The sequence below is a fragment of the Scytonema sp. PRP1 genome, assembly GCF_036697665.2.
Taxonomy (GTDB): Bacteria; Cyanobacteriota; Cyanobacteriia; order Cyanobacteriales; family Nostocaceae; genus Kalymmatonema; species Kalymmatonema gypsitolerans.
Map to the genome: position 1 here is coordinate 1 of NZ_JBAHYJ020000015.1, position 16,072 is coordinate 16,072.

At 42.2% G+C, this 16,072-nt stretch carries 12 protein-coding genes; 5 read left to right on the forward strand and 7 right to left on the reverse strand.

Going from position 1 to position 16,072, the window contains the following annotated elements; genetic code table 11:
• From V5G28_RS02380 to V5G28_RS02390, 3 genes are all read right to left on the reverse strand, one after another.
• Nucleotides 1–5,633, reverse strand: a 5,633-nt coding sequence (locus tag V5G28_RS02380; protein WP_336229501.1) for a hypothetical protein, incomplete at its 3' end; no start/stop codon positions are given.
• 276 nt (nt 5,634–5,909) lie between these two features.
• Nucleotides 5,910–7,682 (reverse strand): relaxase/mobilization nuclease domain-containing protein, encoded by a 1,773-nt coding sequence (locus V5G28_RS02385; RefSeq protein ID WP_336229503.1) that lies wholly within the window; start codon nt 7,680–7,682, stop codon nt 5,910–5,912.
• A 376-nt stretch (nt 7,683–8,058) separates the two neighbouring features.
• Nucleotides 8,059–8,955, reverse strand: coding sequence for a LysR substrate-binding domain-containing protein (locus tag V5G28_RS02390; protein WP_336229505.1), 897 nt, complete (start codon nt 8,953–8,955; stop codon nt 8,059–8,061).
• 118 nt (nt 8,956–9,073) lie between these two features.
• Here V5G28_RS02390 and V5G28_RS02395 point away from each other — a divergent pair, with 118 nt between their 5' ends.
• Nucleotides 9,074–9,955 (forward strand): oxidoreductase, encoded by an 882-nt coding sequence (locus V5G28_RS02395; RefSeq protein ID WP_336229507.1) that lies wholly within the window; start codon nt 9,074–9,076, stop codon nt 9,953–9,955.
• Nucleotides 9,956–10,389: 434 nt separating this feature from the next.
• Here the strand turns inward: V5G28_RS02395 and V5G28_RS02400 are convergent, their stop codons facing one another.
• Together V5G28_RS02400 and V5G28_RS36560 are read right to left on the reverse strand one after the other, a co-directional pair.
• Nucleotides 10,390–10,650: a winged helix-turn-helix transcriptional regulator gene (locus V5G28_RS02400; protein ID WP_442994200.1), complete on the reverse strand. Its 261-nt coding sequence runs from the start codon at nt 10,648–10,650 to the stop codon at nt 10,390–10,392.
• Nucleotides 10,601–10,756: a winged helix-turn-helix transcriptional regulator gene (locus tag V5G28_RS36560; RefSeq protein ID WP_442994201.1), complete on the reverse strand. Its 156-nt coding sequence runs from the start codon at nt 10,754–10,756 to the stop codon at nt 10,601–10,603. Before V5G28_RS36560 ends, V5G28_RS02400 begins: the two co-directional genes overlap by 50 nt.
• A 244-nt stretch (nt 10,757–11,000) precedes the next feature.
• Between V5G28_RS36560 and V5G28_RS02405 the strand changes: the two genes are divergently transcribed.
• Nucleotides 11,001–11,873: a quinone oxidoreductase family protein gene (locus V5G28_RS02405; protein WP_336229508.1), complete on the forward strand. Its 873-nt coding sequence runs from the start codon at nt 11,001–11,003 to the stop codon at nt 11,871–11,873.
• Between the two features lie 36 nt (nt 11,874–11,909).
• Here the strand turns inward: V5G28_RS02405 and V5G28_RS02410 are convergent, their stop codons facing one another.
• Nucleotides 11,910–12,062, reverse strand: coding sequence for a hypothetical protein (locus V5G28_RS02410; protein ID WP_336229510.1), 153 nt, complete (start codon nt 12,060–12,062; stop codon nt 11,910–11,912).
• A 127-nt stretch (nt 12,063–12,189) separates the two neighbouring features.
• Between V5G28_RS02410 and V5G28_RS02415 the strand changes: the two genes are divergently transcribed.
• Nucleotides 12,190–12,624, forward strand: coding sequence for a hypothetical protein (locus tag V5G28_RS02415; protein WP_336229512.1), 435 nt, complete (start codon nt 12,190–12,192; stop codon nt 12,622–12,624).
• Between the two features lie 149 nt (nt 12,625–12,773).
• On the opposite strand, the gene V5G28_RS02420 is transcribed toward V5G28_RS02415, so the two are convergent.
• A complete protein-coding gene (locus V5G28_RS02420; RefSeq protein ID WP_336229513.1) occupies nt 12,774–13,142 on the reverse strand; it encodes a plasmid mobilization protein in 369 nt (122 codons plus the stop codon).
• Nucleotides 13,143–14,051: 909 nt separating this feature from the next.
• Here V5G28_RS02420 and V5G28_RS02425 point away from each other — a divergent pair.
• Together V5G28_RS02425 and V5G28_RS02430 are read left to right on the forward strand one after the other, a co-directional pair.
• Entirely contained in the window at nt 14,052–14,558 is a 507-nt protein-coding gene (locus tag V5G28_RS02425) for a hypothetical protein (RefSeq protein WP_336229514.1), read from the forward strand.
• A 261-nt stretch (nt 14,559–14,819) separates the two neighbouring features.
• The coding region (locus tag V5G28_RS02430; protein WP_336229515.1) for a protein kinase domain-containing protein at nt 14,820–16,072 on the forward strand (1,253 nt) is incomplete at its 3' end.

The window sequence follows — 16,072 nt, forward strand, 5'->3', positions numbered from 1 at the left end:
TCCCTAACACTATTATCTTTACCCAGGTCATTTTTCACCGACCAGATGTTGATGGACCATCTGCCAGCTTCCGTGTTAAGGGCGGCATGTTCGTTTTTGCAGTTGAAGCGCGTTACTATACCCGATTCCAGCTTAAATTCCTGATATTGGGCGTTAGGATTTTCTCCCTTAGTCCACGCCATTTGCTCTTTGGCGGCGCGGTATCCCCACTCCGAGTTTCCTATATTGATGCTGCGGGCTTCTGTTGCGGCGTAGGAATCGTCACGGTGGTAGTTGATGCCAGATCCTGGTTGTTCTGAGTAAGTTACCAGAACTATATCGGCATCAGGGTATACTTGCTTAACCAGCGCTATCAGTGCGTCGTCTTGTACTCCTGGCTTAAAGTCTTTCTCTTTTAAGTCCCATTTTGCTCCTACCCATGCTACTTGCCTTCCGGGTGAATAATTTGATTTGTCGTTTTCGAGCAGGGGTTTGAAATGAGTTTCGAGATGCGATCGCAGGGCTTCGACTTTATCAGGACTGACTTTGCCGAGGATTTCGATAGCTTTAGACTTATCTGCCGTTTGGGCTGACGGTAAGGTGATAGGTTTGTTGTTTGACTGTACTGGCTGCGGTTGCGTCTGGGTTGTTCGAGTATTCTCTATGACATTACTTTCATTATTGTTACTATTGGCGATCGCGGAGCGCGCCCTTGTGACAACTGCTTGAACAATATTTTCTGTAGGTGGGTTAACTTCGACTACAGTTTTATTAATTGGTGATGCTGATTTTGGAAGTATATTTAACTCTTTATCGTTAGTACTTTCTTCCTGAACTGGCTTTGCTGGTGCTATTGGTAAAGGTATTTCCTCTTTACCAATTTCTTTGGGACGATTCGGGAGTGATTGAAGCGCTTGCTTGTATTCGCTTAGCTGTGGTGTAGAGTTGATTTTTAGCAGACTCCCTTCTTTTTCTACTTTTTGATTAAGCTCATTACTTAATTGTTCATATTGGTCAAATCCATCTATTTCACCAATATTTATAGGTTTTCCTAATAAACTATTGAGACCTTCTTCTAATTCACTACTAACTGTCTCTTTTTCGATTATGAATATAGCTATATTGCTATTTTTATCAATAATGTAGTTATTATTTGTGCCTTTAGATTCTAACCAACTGTTGACATTAATGGCATCTTGGGCTGGTACTACTAATCCAATACTTTCTTTAATAATTTGCGAGTTATCTTCTAAGATATACTGTTGGTTAGGGTTGCTGAAATATACAGTTTGTTCAGGAATAATGGGAGCAGGTAGTGGCGGAGTATCATTACTTTTGATAGTGCCAAACCTTTCTATAAACTGTTCTTTTCTTTTGGGAGTCATTGTACTTTCATCGAGCATGAATACTGTCATGCCCTTTCTAGCTTCCAGTCTGCTTTGTGACTTAGCGACCTGGTCGTATGTTATTCCTACTCTTTCTAAAAATTCTTTTGTCACCTCACCTTTTTTACTATCGACAGCTAACCCAATTAATCCTACTAATTTATCCTCCTTACTTTGGAATATTATAGTAGGACGTTCGGTAATTTTATCAAATAACTGATTATTTTTTTGCTCTACTGGATTGACCTCTTTTTGTTGGTCAACTAACTGGTAGCGCTTAACCCATGTTTCAGGATATTGTACTGATTCAGGGTCAATAGTTAGTTTACAGGTAGTTTCATTGCTTGTGATAATAACAGGAATGGTTGTTTGTACTTTACTTTCATTAATTATGCCCGCATCGACTAGTTGTTGTACTGAACTTTTCTTTTGGCTGTACCTACTTTTATTTCCAAATGCTTTTTCCGTATGTTGACCGATAATACCAAGAGATAAATTACCAATCTTCGCTGTATATACATCCTGTTTATCGTAAGCTTTGACTGTTGCTGATATCTCTTGTCCATTAAATTCTATATTTTTAAGCTTGTCGTTAATATCTATTCTTACTAGATTGCCATTGAGTGTCTTTCCAATAGCGAAGGCATTTTCACCCGTAGCAATACTTGTAACTTCTAACTTTAATTGTTGACCATTTTGACCCGGCTTTTCTGCCAGCCATCCCTGTTCTATTCCTGCTTTTACTGATTCTTTAGAAAGAGTACCTAATTTCTCTTCTTTATTGCCATTTTTAATGGTAATAACATAATCTTCCCGTTCAAGTTTATCTTTAACGATAGTTAAACTTACTTCTTCACCATTAAATTTTTGGTCTTTACATTGAAACTTTTGTAATTCTTTGACCTGAAATTCTAGATTTATGCCTCCAGGTATGTTTATTTTAGCTGTGGCTGTATACACTTCTCCTTTTTCAATAGTACCAGTTGCGGTTGTACCGATGGGAAGCTTACCATCAGTGGCGTTGATGTTAGCGAAGGTTTCATGCTTTCCTGTTTCAGGATTTTTTACTTCGATGACATCTTTAATTACAATATTACCTCTACTGTCTTGATGTTCGCTAATATTAAATCTAATTTCCTGTGGTTGATTTTGATTTCCCTGATTGATGATTTCACTTGTACGGTTGTATCCTGTCAGGGTAAATTCAGTAAATTGAAGTTTATCTACTTGCTTGATAATTTCTTGAGGGAAACTAGCAAATACAAAATTTGATACTTTCTTTTGTCTTTCAACTTCTTGTTCAACCTCGTTTTGCTGGCTCTTAGAGTTAGAACCTTCACGAGTAGTTGATACTGCCCAAGTAGCAGCAGCCATCGCTAGCTTTTGTTCTTCAGGAATTGAATTATAGAAGTCTTCGGTGATTTGGTAAGCCTTTTGATACATCAACTTAATTTGCCCTTCACTTAATTTTGGCTGGAAGGATATCTTGGTTGATGTAATTTCTTGGTTGGGTATAATTCCTAACTCTTGCAGCGAGTTTTCTTGTTCCTTAGATACAGTTCCTAGTGCCCTAAACTTAGGTTTACCGTTTTCATTTTCATCATTAATTTGGGCGTAAAGTCGATACCGATGAGGCTTATCTATCGAGCGTTTTTCAGATGGGACTTCTGAGATTTTGAGGGTAATTTTCTGTGCGTTCCAAACAAGGGGATGTTCATATTTAAGGAGGTTGGTAACATCGAGCTTTTTACCATTTCCAATATCAATACTTACTGAAAGTCCCTTTTCTGTCTTCTTGCGTTGGGTATAGCGTGTGGCGTTATTAAACTCTTTATCAAATTCTCTCTTGGTCAGGCTGGCTTGCAAGCGTTGTTCGTGAGTAAATTCTACTCCCTTGAAAAGGTTTGAAAACTGAGCTAGTTCGCGTGATTCTAATTGGGCTTCCTCAAAATATTGGTTAGTTTTACTAATGAGAATTTCAACAGGTGAGTTACCTGTCGGTTCGATAGTACTGTCGAAGTAAACATCTTTTTTCTTATCACGAATGTAGTTAATTTCTCGATGCAGAATCCGACTGTTGTTGCGGATAACATCCATTTCTGGTTTTTTAGCACTTTTAAATAAGTCAACTGCAATTTGGTTTTGGAACGCGGCTTCGGCAACCATTTCCCGATATATCCGGGTGTTGATGTCCATTGCAAAGAGCGCATTTTCTTGGGTGAGGGGTTCTTTTTGTAACGTTTGGACAAATTCTTCCATATAACCGCGATACTTGTTGGGAATGTCGCAGCTGGTGTCACCGTGCGCTTGTGCGCTATTTTCTTGGTCAAATAACTTTTCGTAGTGTTTGGCTACCTGAATAACGTACTCTATTTGGTCTTCCTCGCTACCAAAGGTTTTGAGGATAGTAATTTCCGACTCCAGCGCCTCAATTGAGGTAAGGTGGTTGTTGATTACACCAACACTAATACCATCACTCATATGGATGGCGATTTCCTCAAATTCCGGTTGAGTGCCATTTTCCCGATAAAACGATTGTTTTTTGAGTTTGACAGTTGGGTCGTAGGCGTTTTCAGGTACGTTACGCCAGATAGCTTCAGCCGTGAGGTTTGGGTATTTGCTGGCGTGGTTGAACCCGATACAGTCGCCATCGTAGTCACGGGCTTGTCTTTCCTGTTCGGACTCTTGGGGTAATATTTCTAGTTGATATCCCTTATTATTTAGCTTTTTAATATACTCATTAAACCTGTGAGTAAATTCAATTTTCTCTCTTGTTTCCAGCTTCCCAATATTTTGGTCAACGTAGTTTTTAATACCCTCTAGTTGAATATTTTTTTCTTGGAGTTCGGCAAGGATGGATTTGATTTGACTATTGAGGCGGTTGTAAATGCGCTCAGAGGTTTCATCCGAAACGGCGATAACACCTGCTAAAGGCTTGCCGTCGGGTCCAATGATGTCATCAACTATTTTGTTGATTGAGGTACACAGACCATTGGAGTTGAGGAAGGGGGAGCGGAAGTTAAGTACTTCTTCGCCGTCTTGATAATGGGGAATGCAGACTTCACCATCTCGGAGGTCTTTGGATGGGATGACCATTGCCCGCTCAAAGGTGAGGCTTTTCCCAATCGAGATATCTTGCCATTCGCCTTGGACAAATCGGGCGAGTTCTCTTTGAATTTTTTCAGTTTCTAGGAGTTGTCCCCACCTTTCGAGATCAGTTTTAATGAGTTTGTAAATACTTGTATCAGTAGCAATCCGTTCTTGTAGTTTTTCAAATTCCTCAGCGACTTTTGAATCAACGGCTGCTTCTTCTTCTAATTCGGCGGCTTGCTGTTCGAGGAAGGCTTTGCGTTTTTCGTATTTCTCGCAATAGAGCTGGGCTATCTTGCGGGGGTCATCAAGGGCTTCTTTGAGTTTTGCTGCTTCGAGTTCTACTGTTTCGGCAAAATCCTTTAACCCATTGGGAAAGGAAGCAATCATTTGAGAGATAGCAGTTTTACCTAACTCAGATTCAGATTTTTCCCCTAACCAGATGTTTTGGTGATACAGCCCTGGTTTAATTTGGGGTTTGGTCGGACCATTGGGGTTATCCTTATCTGTTCCCTTAAAAGCAGACAGGGGGATGATTAAATCAACTTTTGGTTGGTTAGGGTCTTGATAATTAAGGATTTGGTCGAGGTTAGCTGGACGTAGAGTACCCTTTCCAAACCTGAACTTATCATCATCCCCATCTTTATCTGTCCACCCAAAGCGGTGTTGGATAACACAGTATTGGTCACCTTCTTGGTGTCCGGTTAACTGTCGGTATAGTTCTGTGGATATTTGTCCGTAACAGTCCCCGGTGAGGCGATAAGCTTGTTCATTGTTGATAATTCCGCCATTTTCTCCTGTGGCGTCATCTACGATGAGAACATTTAATTCTGCGTTGATGGCATTTTTGCACGAGCCAAGGAATATTGACCCATATGCACCTCTATCCTTGTTGTCAGGGCATAACTTGCTTATAATTTCCAGGTATTCTTCTGGTCCATATAGCAGTCGGCTTTTTGATGATAGTAATAGCTTATGTCCTTCGGGATGATTTTTTAATTGGTCGGCGGTAGCTTTCTCGTCCATATGTCCAAACGAGAAATTCACTCCTGGGAGAAAGTGTTCTAGCAGGCTGTTTTTCAGTTCCTCTTTAAGCAAGGAATCTGGATTGTCAGGATTGTTATCTGTATGAATCCACTGATTTAAGCGAGTGTCAAAATGTCTTGCCTCTATAACCATTTGTCTACTGGAGCTAGCTTTCCCACTCGATTTTATTTTTTCTAAACTGAATTTACATCCAACTATGAATTGTAAGCTATCATAAATTCTTTATTTAGCATGATATATTTTATTGGAAAACCTCTAATAATTATTCAATCAAAAAGAGAGAAAAGTTTTACTTTTTGACTATTTTTTATACTTATTTTTTTATATAATTTAATGATTAAATTCAAATAAATGGTATAATAATCGTGGTTTATTCAATATTAAGTAGAATGTCGTGGTGAAGGGTACTTAGGAAAGTTCTACATCTTGTTTTTTGTTAGATAGTGGCTGTTTTTGAGCGATTTTCCCCCAATATTGTTTGTCTTCGTCCGTCGGTTTAGTAGTTAATACTCTATTTTCACCTAAATCGTATAATGCCACTTCTCTATTATCTTTTATTGATGAAATGCTTAATTTTTCATCTTTTCTAGTAATTCTGTAATCTCTTCCCTCCACTTGTTCCCCTGCTCCAGGCATTAGCTTAATTCTCCCTGTTTGGTTTGCCTTTTGCCAGATTTTACCGATAGCAGGTAAGATACTTTCCGCCCACGATTTGTCTTCTGAGGTGGGTTCTGACTGTATTTTACCAGGGTTTATAGTGGAAGCTGCTTTAATAGTCTTTTCTATAGGTAAGGGTAACTTTTCCTCATTTTCATGGGATGAGGTTGCAAGGGTATTTTCTGGCTGAGAGTTATTGCTTTTATTTGATAGTGACGTATGAGTGGTTTTTTTATCTTCGCTGTCGTCAAGTAGTTTTAACTCTGCTACTGGTGTTGGTATTTGTTCGAGTTGTTTATATAATGCCGTTTCGTTTTGAGAGCTAGTGTCCTTATTATCTGAGTCAGTGCTGGTAGTGGTAGAGGTGGATGATTGAATAGCATTGGTATCACTTACCACTTGTTGTTGTTTGGCTTTATCCTTTTTGGTTGCGAGTAAGTTTGCTGTTACTGGGGTTGGAGTATTACTTACCTGGTGCTGTTCATCTATTGCGAACTGACAAGTCAGCGCTTGCGCTATCGCATTATTGATAGACGTAGTTATCATTCCATCGCTACTGTTATCTCCATCATTACCGCTGGGTAGTTTAAAAGTTTCCTCCTGTTGTGCCTTTTTCGCTTTTTTCTTCTTTTTGGGTATGACGGCGATGTAAAGCAGCGATTGGGAACGAATGGCTGATAACTTGGTGTAATCGCGTTCTTGCTTGTAAGATAGTCCAAACTCTGACTTGAGTTTTGGTAAGCTGTAGTTCTTGCTTACCTGATAGCCTGCGATGAGTACGTTCTCTTGGACATAGGTAAATCCCAACAGTTCCTTGCCTTGGAACTTAGGTAACACCTGGATATTATTTTCCTCCAAGCGCTGGACGTACTCAGATGCGGTGGGTTGTCCTTGAATCGCTTGTGCTATTGCTCCCCTAATAATCTCTTTAGCTCCAGGGGTAGAATGTTTGGCGTTAACTTCTCTTATGCTTTTAGAGCGGTTGGGACTGGTGAGAACGGTGATACCATATTCTGATTGTAACTTCTGTGCGATCGCATTATTACTGGTAGGTGTAATTTCTAATCCCAACTCAGCACTCAGCCGACGGGTGATTTCTTGAGCTTTGAAATAATCGAAAGAATCGCTTACAGTCGTACCATCCAGCCTGATACGAGAGGCAATTAGGTGTAAGTGTTCGTGGTTTCTGTCTTGGTGTCGGACTGCAACAAATTGACTGGCGCTGCTATTTTCTTCTTTGTTTGGCAAATACCCCATTTCTTTTAGGTACTCCTCTGCTACATAGCTGTACTGGCTATCATCTAGATGTTCGTGATAGCTTTCCCTATGGGCAATTGAAATAATTAGGTGGGCGCATTGCCTTGACGTTCCTTTGTTGGCATATTTGGTATCGAGAAACTGTTGGTTAAAGTCAGCTACAGTCTTTCCTGCCATGTTGGTAGTTACAAGTACAGCATCATCTTTTCCCAACACGTAGCCTAACGTGTCCAGAAAGTCAGCCTTTTTGTAAATGACAGATATCATTTATAAGTTGAAAATTAAAAGTTATTGAATACGGTTTTTGATAAAACAAACTTAAGTGACGCTCCTACACCTCACGCTTCGGGTGAGACGTAGTTTCGTGCGGGGTTAACTGAACCAAAGCTTGTTTATCGGCTTGTTCCTTTTGTACTCGCTTGATTGTATCTTTGCCAAGTTTTACCTATTTCCGCAAGAAGGATCAGTCTGTGACGGGTGTGGTCAAAACCTGTTGGTGGGGGTAGGAGGAGCTGCATGATGCGGGGGTGATGTGGTTTAACGCTGCCCATAATAAACAGTTAGGCTGCTTCAGGTTACTGCTCTCGACATTACTTGGAGGCTCCTCCGGTGAGGTGATTGATCCCTAACTGCTCAGGTATCGTCACGATTTGACTCCCCGCCATGTCGTCTTCCGTGCCAAGCTGAGAAATGCGCTTATTACTGGAGAGGAATCATGCTGCCGCCAAGCCAGATAAAGTCCGATTTTAGGTATCTGCTCTTGTAAAGGTCTGTAAATGACTCCGCTTCTGTGGAAGTTTTGCAAGGAGGCGGGAACGATCGCAATGCCCAGTCCTGCTGCAACTAAGCCGATGATAGTTTGCATTTGAACTGCCTCCTGAGCCACCTTGGGACGAAATCCAGCTTGTTGACAAATGTTAATAATCTGCTCGTAAAAGACGGGTCCCATTTTGGCAGGAAATAGGATAAATAATTCCGAAGCCAATGTGGAGAGCGACACTTGAGTCTGGGCAGACAACGGATGGGTTTCTGGCAACGCCAAGACCAATGATTCTGGCAAAAGGCACTCCACACTCAAACCTGGTTCGCTGATGGCAGAACGAACAATGCCGATATCAACCTGTTTGTGATGCAGCGCTTGAATCTGTTGAGCAGTCGTCAGTTCATGCAATCGCAGTTCTACAGCAGGAAACTGTTCTCGAAAGACCCTTACAATCTCTGGTAGTAACGTATACATTGCAGAGTCAACAAAGCCGATCGCCAACCGTCCAACCTCACCCCGCCCGATCTGTTGTGTCACAACGATAGCCTGTTCGAGTTGCGCTAACACTCCATAGGAGCGCTCTAAAAACACTTTGCCTGCTTCAGTCAGATGCACTTGCCGCTTCGTTCGTTCAAATAGCTTGACTCCTAGTTCATCTTCCAAATCACGAATCTGCTGACTGAGCGGGGGTTGGGAAATGCACAACCGCTGGGCTGCTCGACTAAAGTGTAGTTCCTCTGCCACCGCGATGAAGTAGTGCAGGTGCCGTAATTCCATCGTACTTATATGTCTAACCTATTAATCTTAGTCAAATATATATTGGACAGTCGCATGGCTGTCTCCTATCGTAAGAAATATGAGGCGCGTCTCATCGTTCTTGTATCGGAGAAAACAAATGACAAGAGACAAAAATCGTGTCGCTCCTAAAGTTTGGTTGATTACAGGATGTTCAACAGGGTTCGGACGTGCCCTAGCAGAAGCTGTGTTGAAGAAGGGCGACCACCTGCTGGCTACTGCTCGCGAACCAGAGCAACTTCGCGCTTTGATTGAGCACTATCGGGAGACTGCAAAGGCTGTACGTCTAGATGTAACATTGTCCCAAGACATACAAGCAGCGGTTGATACAGCGATCGCCACATTTGGTCGAATTGATGTGCTGGTCAACAATGCTGGCTATGGACTAATTGGAGCACTTGAAGAAGTCAATGATACCGATATTTACCAGCAGTTTGAAACCAACTTCTTTGGGGCACTCCGTCTGATCCGAACGGTCTTGCCTTTGATGCGTCAGCGAGGTAGCGGTCACATTGTGAATATGTCATCCACAGCAGGATTAGTGGGATTTGGTGGAAGCAGCATCTACTGTGGCACTAAATTTGCCCTGGAAGGCACGTCTGAAGCCCTGGCTAAGGAGGTCGAATCCTTTGGAATTAAAGTCACTTTAATTGAACCTGGGGCATTTCGCACAGACTTCAACGGACGCTCTCTAAGAGCAGCCGAACAATCCATTGATGCCTATGCGACCGTGAGCGGTGCTTCATTGCAGTGGTTCAAAGATATGGATGGTCAGCAACCTGGCAATCCAGCCGCATCGGCGGAAGCCATCATTCAAGCTGTAGAAAGTCCTCATCCACCGATGCGACTGGCATTAGGCACGGATGCCATGAGCCTGATTCAGGAAAAACTGGAATGGGTCAAAACGGATTTGGATGTTTGGCAGCAGGTGACTGTAAGTACGGATTATACAGATAGTAACAGTGAGGTAATAATTGGGTAGCTAATACCAGTTCTCTTTGAAGGCGCACAGAATCGTAGGTTGGGGAGCCACTTGCACAGTTCGGGTTTCCCGACTTGAGGAGCCAGTGCGTTGCGAGCAGCGCTGGCTCCCCAACCTACAGTTATATGCAAGTGTGAAGAGACTTTCAACTCAACGCCGGCGCGCTCCGCGATGCTCCGGAGGAGCCGCCCAAAGGGCGATGGCGCGGAGCGCCCGCTGGAAGCGATCGCCCCAACGGTTCGGAAGATAGATAGAGCCAGTCCACCCTCTACCCTTTTGCCTCTACCCTTTAGGATGTTATGCAGAAACTTTCGACCTATCCACCCAAATGAGCGTATTATGCGGAAAGATTCGGCTTAAACAGCAGCTTTGGAGTATTATACAGAAACTTTCTGTCTATCAATTGTTAGGCAGACTATTGCGTAAAGCAGTGTTTATTTTTCTGTAGATTTGTCTTTTTCGGCATAGATAGCGTCAATCACTGCTTCATTTGAACGTGCCCACTGGCAAAGCATCGCGATTGGCTCATGGAGTTTTTGACCATATTCCGTGAGACTGTATTCCGTTTTTGGAGGAACAACTGCATAAACCGTTCGATGTACCAAACCGTCACGCTCTAAACGCCTTAGAACCTGAGATAATTTTTTATATATCGGGTAGTTGTCGCTGGAATTCGCTAAACCGTTTTTTCCCATCTGAAAGGCAATGAAAAACAATTGGTGTCCAAGCATCCGATATAAGGATGAGTAGCCGTCGCACAGGGTAATCACGCTCAAAAGTTGTTTGTGTTGGCATCTGCATTGATTATTTGCTGCCTATCCATACTGCCAGTCTACTGCTTAACGTTACCAAGTGGTGCCTACTTAACATTTTGGGTAGCTAATCTCTATATTGAGAAAGTTCAATGAAACTGGGAAAAATGTAATGAAATCCATTCGTGTCACAACACGTGGCGGATCTCGGAGTTCTCACCACCAGGATGAACCAAAACCCGATTGCAGTCCTGAGTGTGTGCTGTTGAAAGTCATTGCCGCAGGAGTAAACTTTGCTGACATCATGCAGCATTCAAGGTACATACCCACTTCAATTACCACTTCCCTATACTCCTGGGATGGAAGTCATTGGCGTAGTCGAAGCAGTGGGAGCAGATGTGACAAATGTGAGAGTAGGAGAACGGATTGCAGCTATTTCGTTTGCAGCAGGTGGATACGCTGAATATCTACTGATCAAGCCAGAGCAGATAATTCGCATTCCAGATACGCTTGACGAACATACTGTGCTTGCTCTGCTAATACAGGGGTTAAGTGCTTATCTATTGCTAGATTACGCGGCAAGAATTCGACATGGTGAAAGTGTACTGATTCATGCAGCAGCAGGAGGTGTCGGTAATCTACTTGTACAACTTTCCAAGCTAATGAATGCTAGTGATGTGTTTGGGACAGCTAGTACAGAAGCAAAACGAGAAATGATCAAAAATTGGGGATGTGATTATGCCATTGATTACACCGACCCGAAATGGCACGAAACTGTCCTTCAGATCACCAATGGCAAGGGCATCAATATCATTCTTGATCCAGTTGGCGGAAGTGCGATTGCACAAAATCTATCCTGTTTGGGTGTTGAAGGGCGTTTTGTGAGTTATGGTTGGCTGTCCGGTGATTATCCTAGTTTGACAACTGCTCAATGTCAGAAGTTGCTGTTTAACAATCAGAGCGTGTCGGGCTTTGCTGTCAACGTGGTAATGGAACATCATCCTGATATTGTCGATACAGCTTTAACACAGCTTCTTAATTGGGTTCAGATGGGCAAGCTAACCCCTATTTTGGGTCAAGTTTTCCCGTTAAAAGATGCAGCAGTAGCACACGCAGCTATTTCAGCACGAAAAACGACAGGTAAAGTGATTTTACAAGTTGGTTAGTATCCTGCATAACAATCCCAATGCACCGTAACAAAGTCAATCGATGAGTTGCAGAAGTTGTTGGTGTCTGGTGATTGGAACCGTTAGCTCATGGTAAGAAAGAACCTCCAGATTTTGATGAACGTCGTAAATCCATTCCAAGCAAGATAGGGGAGCAACCAACGAAACGCCATTTTTGACGCATGGCATCAGTATTAATTTAGAAGCACCAACATGGCTGGCTCAAGCTGCGCGCATGAAAAAATGACTCAGGAACAGAATAGATCCGTCTTCTTATGGGCTATAACTTTTATAGTTTGATTGGTAATAACGTGATATGGACTCTCCCTTAGTTTCAAACTGTCACTTTGAATCGTTCTTGCACGAGTTGATGGAAGTGCCATGTCAGTCTATTCTTAGCAGTATTGACTTTGGTCGGTTTATTTCAAATCAAACCGTTGTGTTTCGCAACCAGTACGGTCGTGGTTACTTTGCTGCTTCAATTGGGGATTATTATGAAGCAACTGGTGAATTTCAGTGTGATACAGACCCTAAATTTTTTTATTTTACTCGTGAGACTGGCGCGAAGGGGATGATGGAACCTTCCTTATGGGAAGAAATTTGGAAGGTGGTTGGAGATTGTGTAGAGTTTGGGACTTACTACCAGCAGCCGATTGTTTTTCTGTTGTGGGGTGAACGTAATAAGGGTGCAGTCAGCCCTTACCACGTTGCTATCCGCGCTCATATTTTAGATTTAAGCGGTCGAATTTGACCATTGCTCATTTTAGGATTGACCCCCACTGGTCGTGCTACGGTAAAACAGTTACGGTGAAATCGCTGTTCTTGTGGTTAAAGAGCGCCGCGCTCTGTTTACCGAGTGAGAATATCCAACCAAAGATTTAATTGAATAAGCTAATCAACTTATCTAATAGAACAAACTCCGTCGTCGTCTTTATCGCTTTCTAGTTTGATTTTGAATGCAGCGGCGATGGCTTTGTCTACAAGTGCGATCGCATTCTCTACAGCATTTATAATGTGTTGGTCGTTTGTCTTTTTAGATAGGTGTCTAAGCTGCATAAGTTGGCTTTTAGCAGCCCCACCATATGCTCGTACTTTGATTAAATCTGCGGGTGGTTTTTCTCTCATAACCCGTTTTAACCCACAATTTCTCAGATACTCAGAGGCAGTTTGATTGGTAGCAGCAGCTTTATCCTCAATGATAGCTTTCTCGTCATCGAAGAGATATACCTTTAGGGATTTCTTTCTGGTAGTGTTTGAATTGCTTGTCATATAAAGTTATATATATTTTGAATTTCTGTTTGCAATTTATAATTATTTTGATTTTGGTTATGTAAAATTGGCTTAATCAAAGTCGTTACGAATAAATATACTCTTTTAACGAATCTTCCTTATTCTCAATAATTAGTTTTATTGCAATTACTTTTCATCGAAATTAATAAATTGATTTGACTACTTGAAACAGTCTGTTGGTTTATATTCGACCCTAGTTAACATACCTTGTCCAAGTACGGGGATATGGCACAATAGCAGTATCTTCCCAGTACGCCAGTGCCACCACATGACTGTTATAACCGACACAGTATGTTTATGACAATGCGTGAAATACTGCAATGCCTACAATGTTTGTGTAGTGAGATATTGTTCTAATTGTAAACGCAGGCGATCGCGGGTTAGTTATCTAGCTAAATATATTTAGATTTAAGTATAAATATAATTTAAAATACTGAAAATATTCTACAATTAGGAAATAAAAAACAAGACAAAGTGTTTTATAATGTGTTACATAACGAGACGGGTAGGATTGGGAATTTGTGATAATTGAGGTATTACTGACCCTAGTAAACATACCTTGTCTAAGTGCGGGGATATGACTTTTTAGGGCGATCCTGTGGTAGCGAGGGGATACTACTGCAATGCTGGGATATAGCTAGTGTATGTGTAACCATACCATGAGTTGAACAATACGTATGTACTAAGGATACTCCTACTATGCTGGGGTATTGTGAGGGAAACAGGAGCATAGTCGGAGATGACATTTTCTCAGTATGAGGTTATGGTATAAGCAAGTACAGAGCAGCACTTATATTCTACGATTTGTCTATCATCTATTAATACAATTCTCGTGCTGTAATACTTCAATTGTGAAGCGCGTGGTTAGTAGGGTTTAAAGGGAGGGAGATGACTACAGAATTTGTTATACCGCAGATAAAGAGGAGTGGGAATACGGAGACGGGGAAGATGTTCAACTACTTGATATCTAACCCGATGGAGATGGGGTTGGTAGAGACAGTAGTATATACCCTCAAAGCGTTTTGGTTGCCCCTGTCGATGCATTCAGTTGGGATTAGGGGAGAAAAACTGAGGAAGGTTGCCTTATGGGCGATTGGAGTATTGGAGAGCCAGATTCAGACGATTAAGCGTGTGTGTGGATTGGAGGAGATATCACAGTTGGTACTGATTACCCCTATGGTTAGTCCGCAAACAGCAGCAGTGGTTTCTCCTGCTGTAGCGTATCAAGAACCAAATAGTAATGCTTCTTCTTCTGTTGCTACACTTGCCCAACAAGAAGAATTATCCCAACAAAACGCATCTAGGGTAGAGGATAATTATGATGACTTTTTTGATGATGATTCGGATGTGATACCTGCGGGGGCGATTGAGGGGGATGCAGGATTTAGGGTGTGAACTACCTACACGCTCCCTGACAGTACAGTGTAGGCTTCCAGTTTCAATGGATGTTGCCTTCTTCCCATGAACGAAGTCCAGTAATTTGCAAAGGGCAAGTTAAAGGCGTTACTATACTAAAGGGAATATTTTAGCGCAGCCGCAGAATTCGGAACTCAAATTTTTGGAGTGGTTGCTTCTCGCAAGTTTTAGTCAAGTCAATGGCTTGCCAGACCGCAGTTAAAGCAACACAACCCATGGTACTGATCGGGAGAGAGTTCAATGATTGCTCTAGCTGGGATCGCCATCCAAAACAAAATCTATTCAAGTTCAGCATCTGTTGTGTACCGGGGTATCAGGGTGCAGGATGGTCGGGCAATCATCGTCAAACTACTTAAGCAAGATTATCCCTCTTCTCAAGAACTAATTCGCTATAGGCAGGAATATGAAATTACCCGTTCCCTCAAAGAGGAAGGAGTCATCAAAGCATATAGCCAGCAAGATTATCAGCGCACACTCGTTATTCTGTTGGAAGACTTCGGTGGAGAATCTATCGAAAGATGGATGCGGCAGCAACCAAACTTTTGTCCGATACCTTTATCCAATTTCTTACGATTAGCAATCGATATCACAGATATTTTGGGCAGAATTCATGCTGCTGGAGTCATTCACAAAGATATCAATCCTAGCAACATCGTCCTTAATCCGAATACTGGCGTTGTCAAAATTATTGACTTTGGTATTGCCACCCGCTTTAACCGCACCAATCCGACGTTCAAAAGTCCCCATGTGTTAGAAGGCACGCTTGCCTATCTGTCGCCAGAGCAAACCGGGCGGATGAACCGTTTGCTCGATTACCGCACCGATTTTTACTCGCTTGGCGTAACATTCTACGAACTGCTCACCGGACAGTTACCGTTTCTCACAACCGACATCCTTACGCTAGTCCATTGTCATATTGCCAAACCACCTATACCGCCATATAAACTGAACGCAGCGATTCCTAAACCCGTTTCAGACATCATTCTCAAACTGATGGCGAAAAACGCAGAGGATCGCTATCAAAGTGCCTGGGGGATCAAAGCGGATTTAGAACGCTGTAGCGAGCAATTTACAACAACAGGTCAAATTGCTCATATTCAATTAGGTCTGCAAGATGTTTCGGATCAGTTTCAGATTCCCCAAAAGCTGTATGGACGCGAAGCGGAGATAAAAGCATTATTGGCGGCGTTTGAAAGAGTAGCCCCAAGAGGGAATGTTGGCGAAGCCCACCGACCAGAGTCAGGCATAGAAAATCCTCAATTCAAAGTCGAAATGATGTTGGTTTCTGGCTATGCGGGAATTGGGAAATCAGCATTAGTGCAGGAACTCTATAAGCCGATCACAGCAAACCGCGGTTATTTTATTTCTGGTAAATTTGACCAATTCAGGCGCAATATTCCCTACAGCGCCATTGTGGATGCCCTGCAAAAGTTGGTGCAGCAACTTCTGGGGGAACCGGATGAGCAAGTGCAACAGTGGCGATCGCGTCTGCT

What these genes read in the sequence shown, in the direction of transcription:
- V5G28_RS02415 (WP_336229512.1), top strand. Translation starts at nt 12,190, where the DNA reads ATGGACTCTCCCTTAGTTTCAAACTGTCACTTTGAATCGTTCTTGCAC.
- V5G28_RS02385 (WP_336229503.1), bottom strand. Translation starts at nt 7,682, where the DNA reads ATGATATCTGTCATTTACAAAAAGGCTGACTTTCTGGACACGTTAGGC.
- V5G28_RS02410 (WP_336229510.1), bottom strand. Translation starts at nt 12,062, where the DNA reads ATGCCATGCGTCAAAAATGGCGTTTCGTTGGTTGCTCCCCTATCTTGC.
- V5G28_RS02425 (WP_336229514.1), top strand. Translation starts at nt 14,052, where the DNA reads ATGACTACAGAATTTGTTATACCGCAGATAAAGAGGAGTGGGAATACG.
- V5G28_RS02420 (WP_336229513.1), bottom strand. Translation starts at nt 13,142, where the DNA reads ATGACAAGCAATTCAAACACTACCAGAAAGAAATCCCTAAAGGTATAT.
- V5G28_RS02400 (WP_442994200.1), bottom strand. Translation starts at nt 10,650, where the DNA reads ATGGGAAAAAACGGTTTAGCGAATTCCAGCGACAACTACCCGATATAT.
- V5G28_RS02395 (WP_336229507.1), top strand. Translation starts at nt 9,074, where the DNA reads ATGACAAGAGACAAAAATCGTGTCGCTCCTAAAGTTTGGTTGATTACA.
- V5G28_RS36560 (WP_442994201.1), bottom strand. Translation starts at nt 10,756, where the DNA reads ATGCAGATGCCAACACAAACAACTTTTGAGCGTGATTACCCTGTGCGA.
- V5G28_RS02390 (WP_336229505.1), bottom strand. Translation starts at nt 8,955, where the DNA reads ATGGAATTACGGCACCTGCACTACTTCATCGCGGTGGCAGAGGAACTA.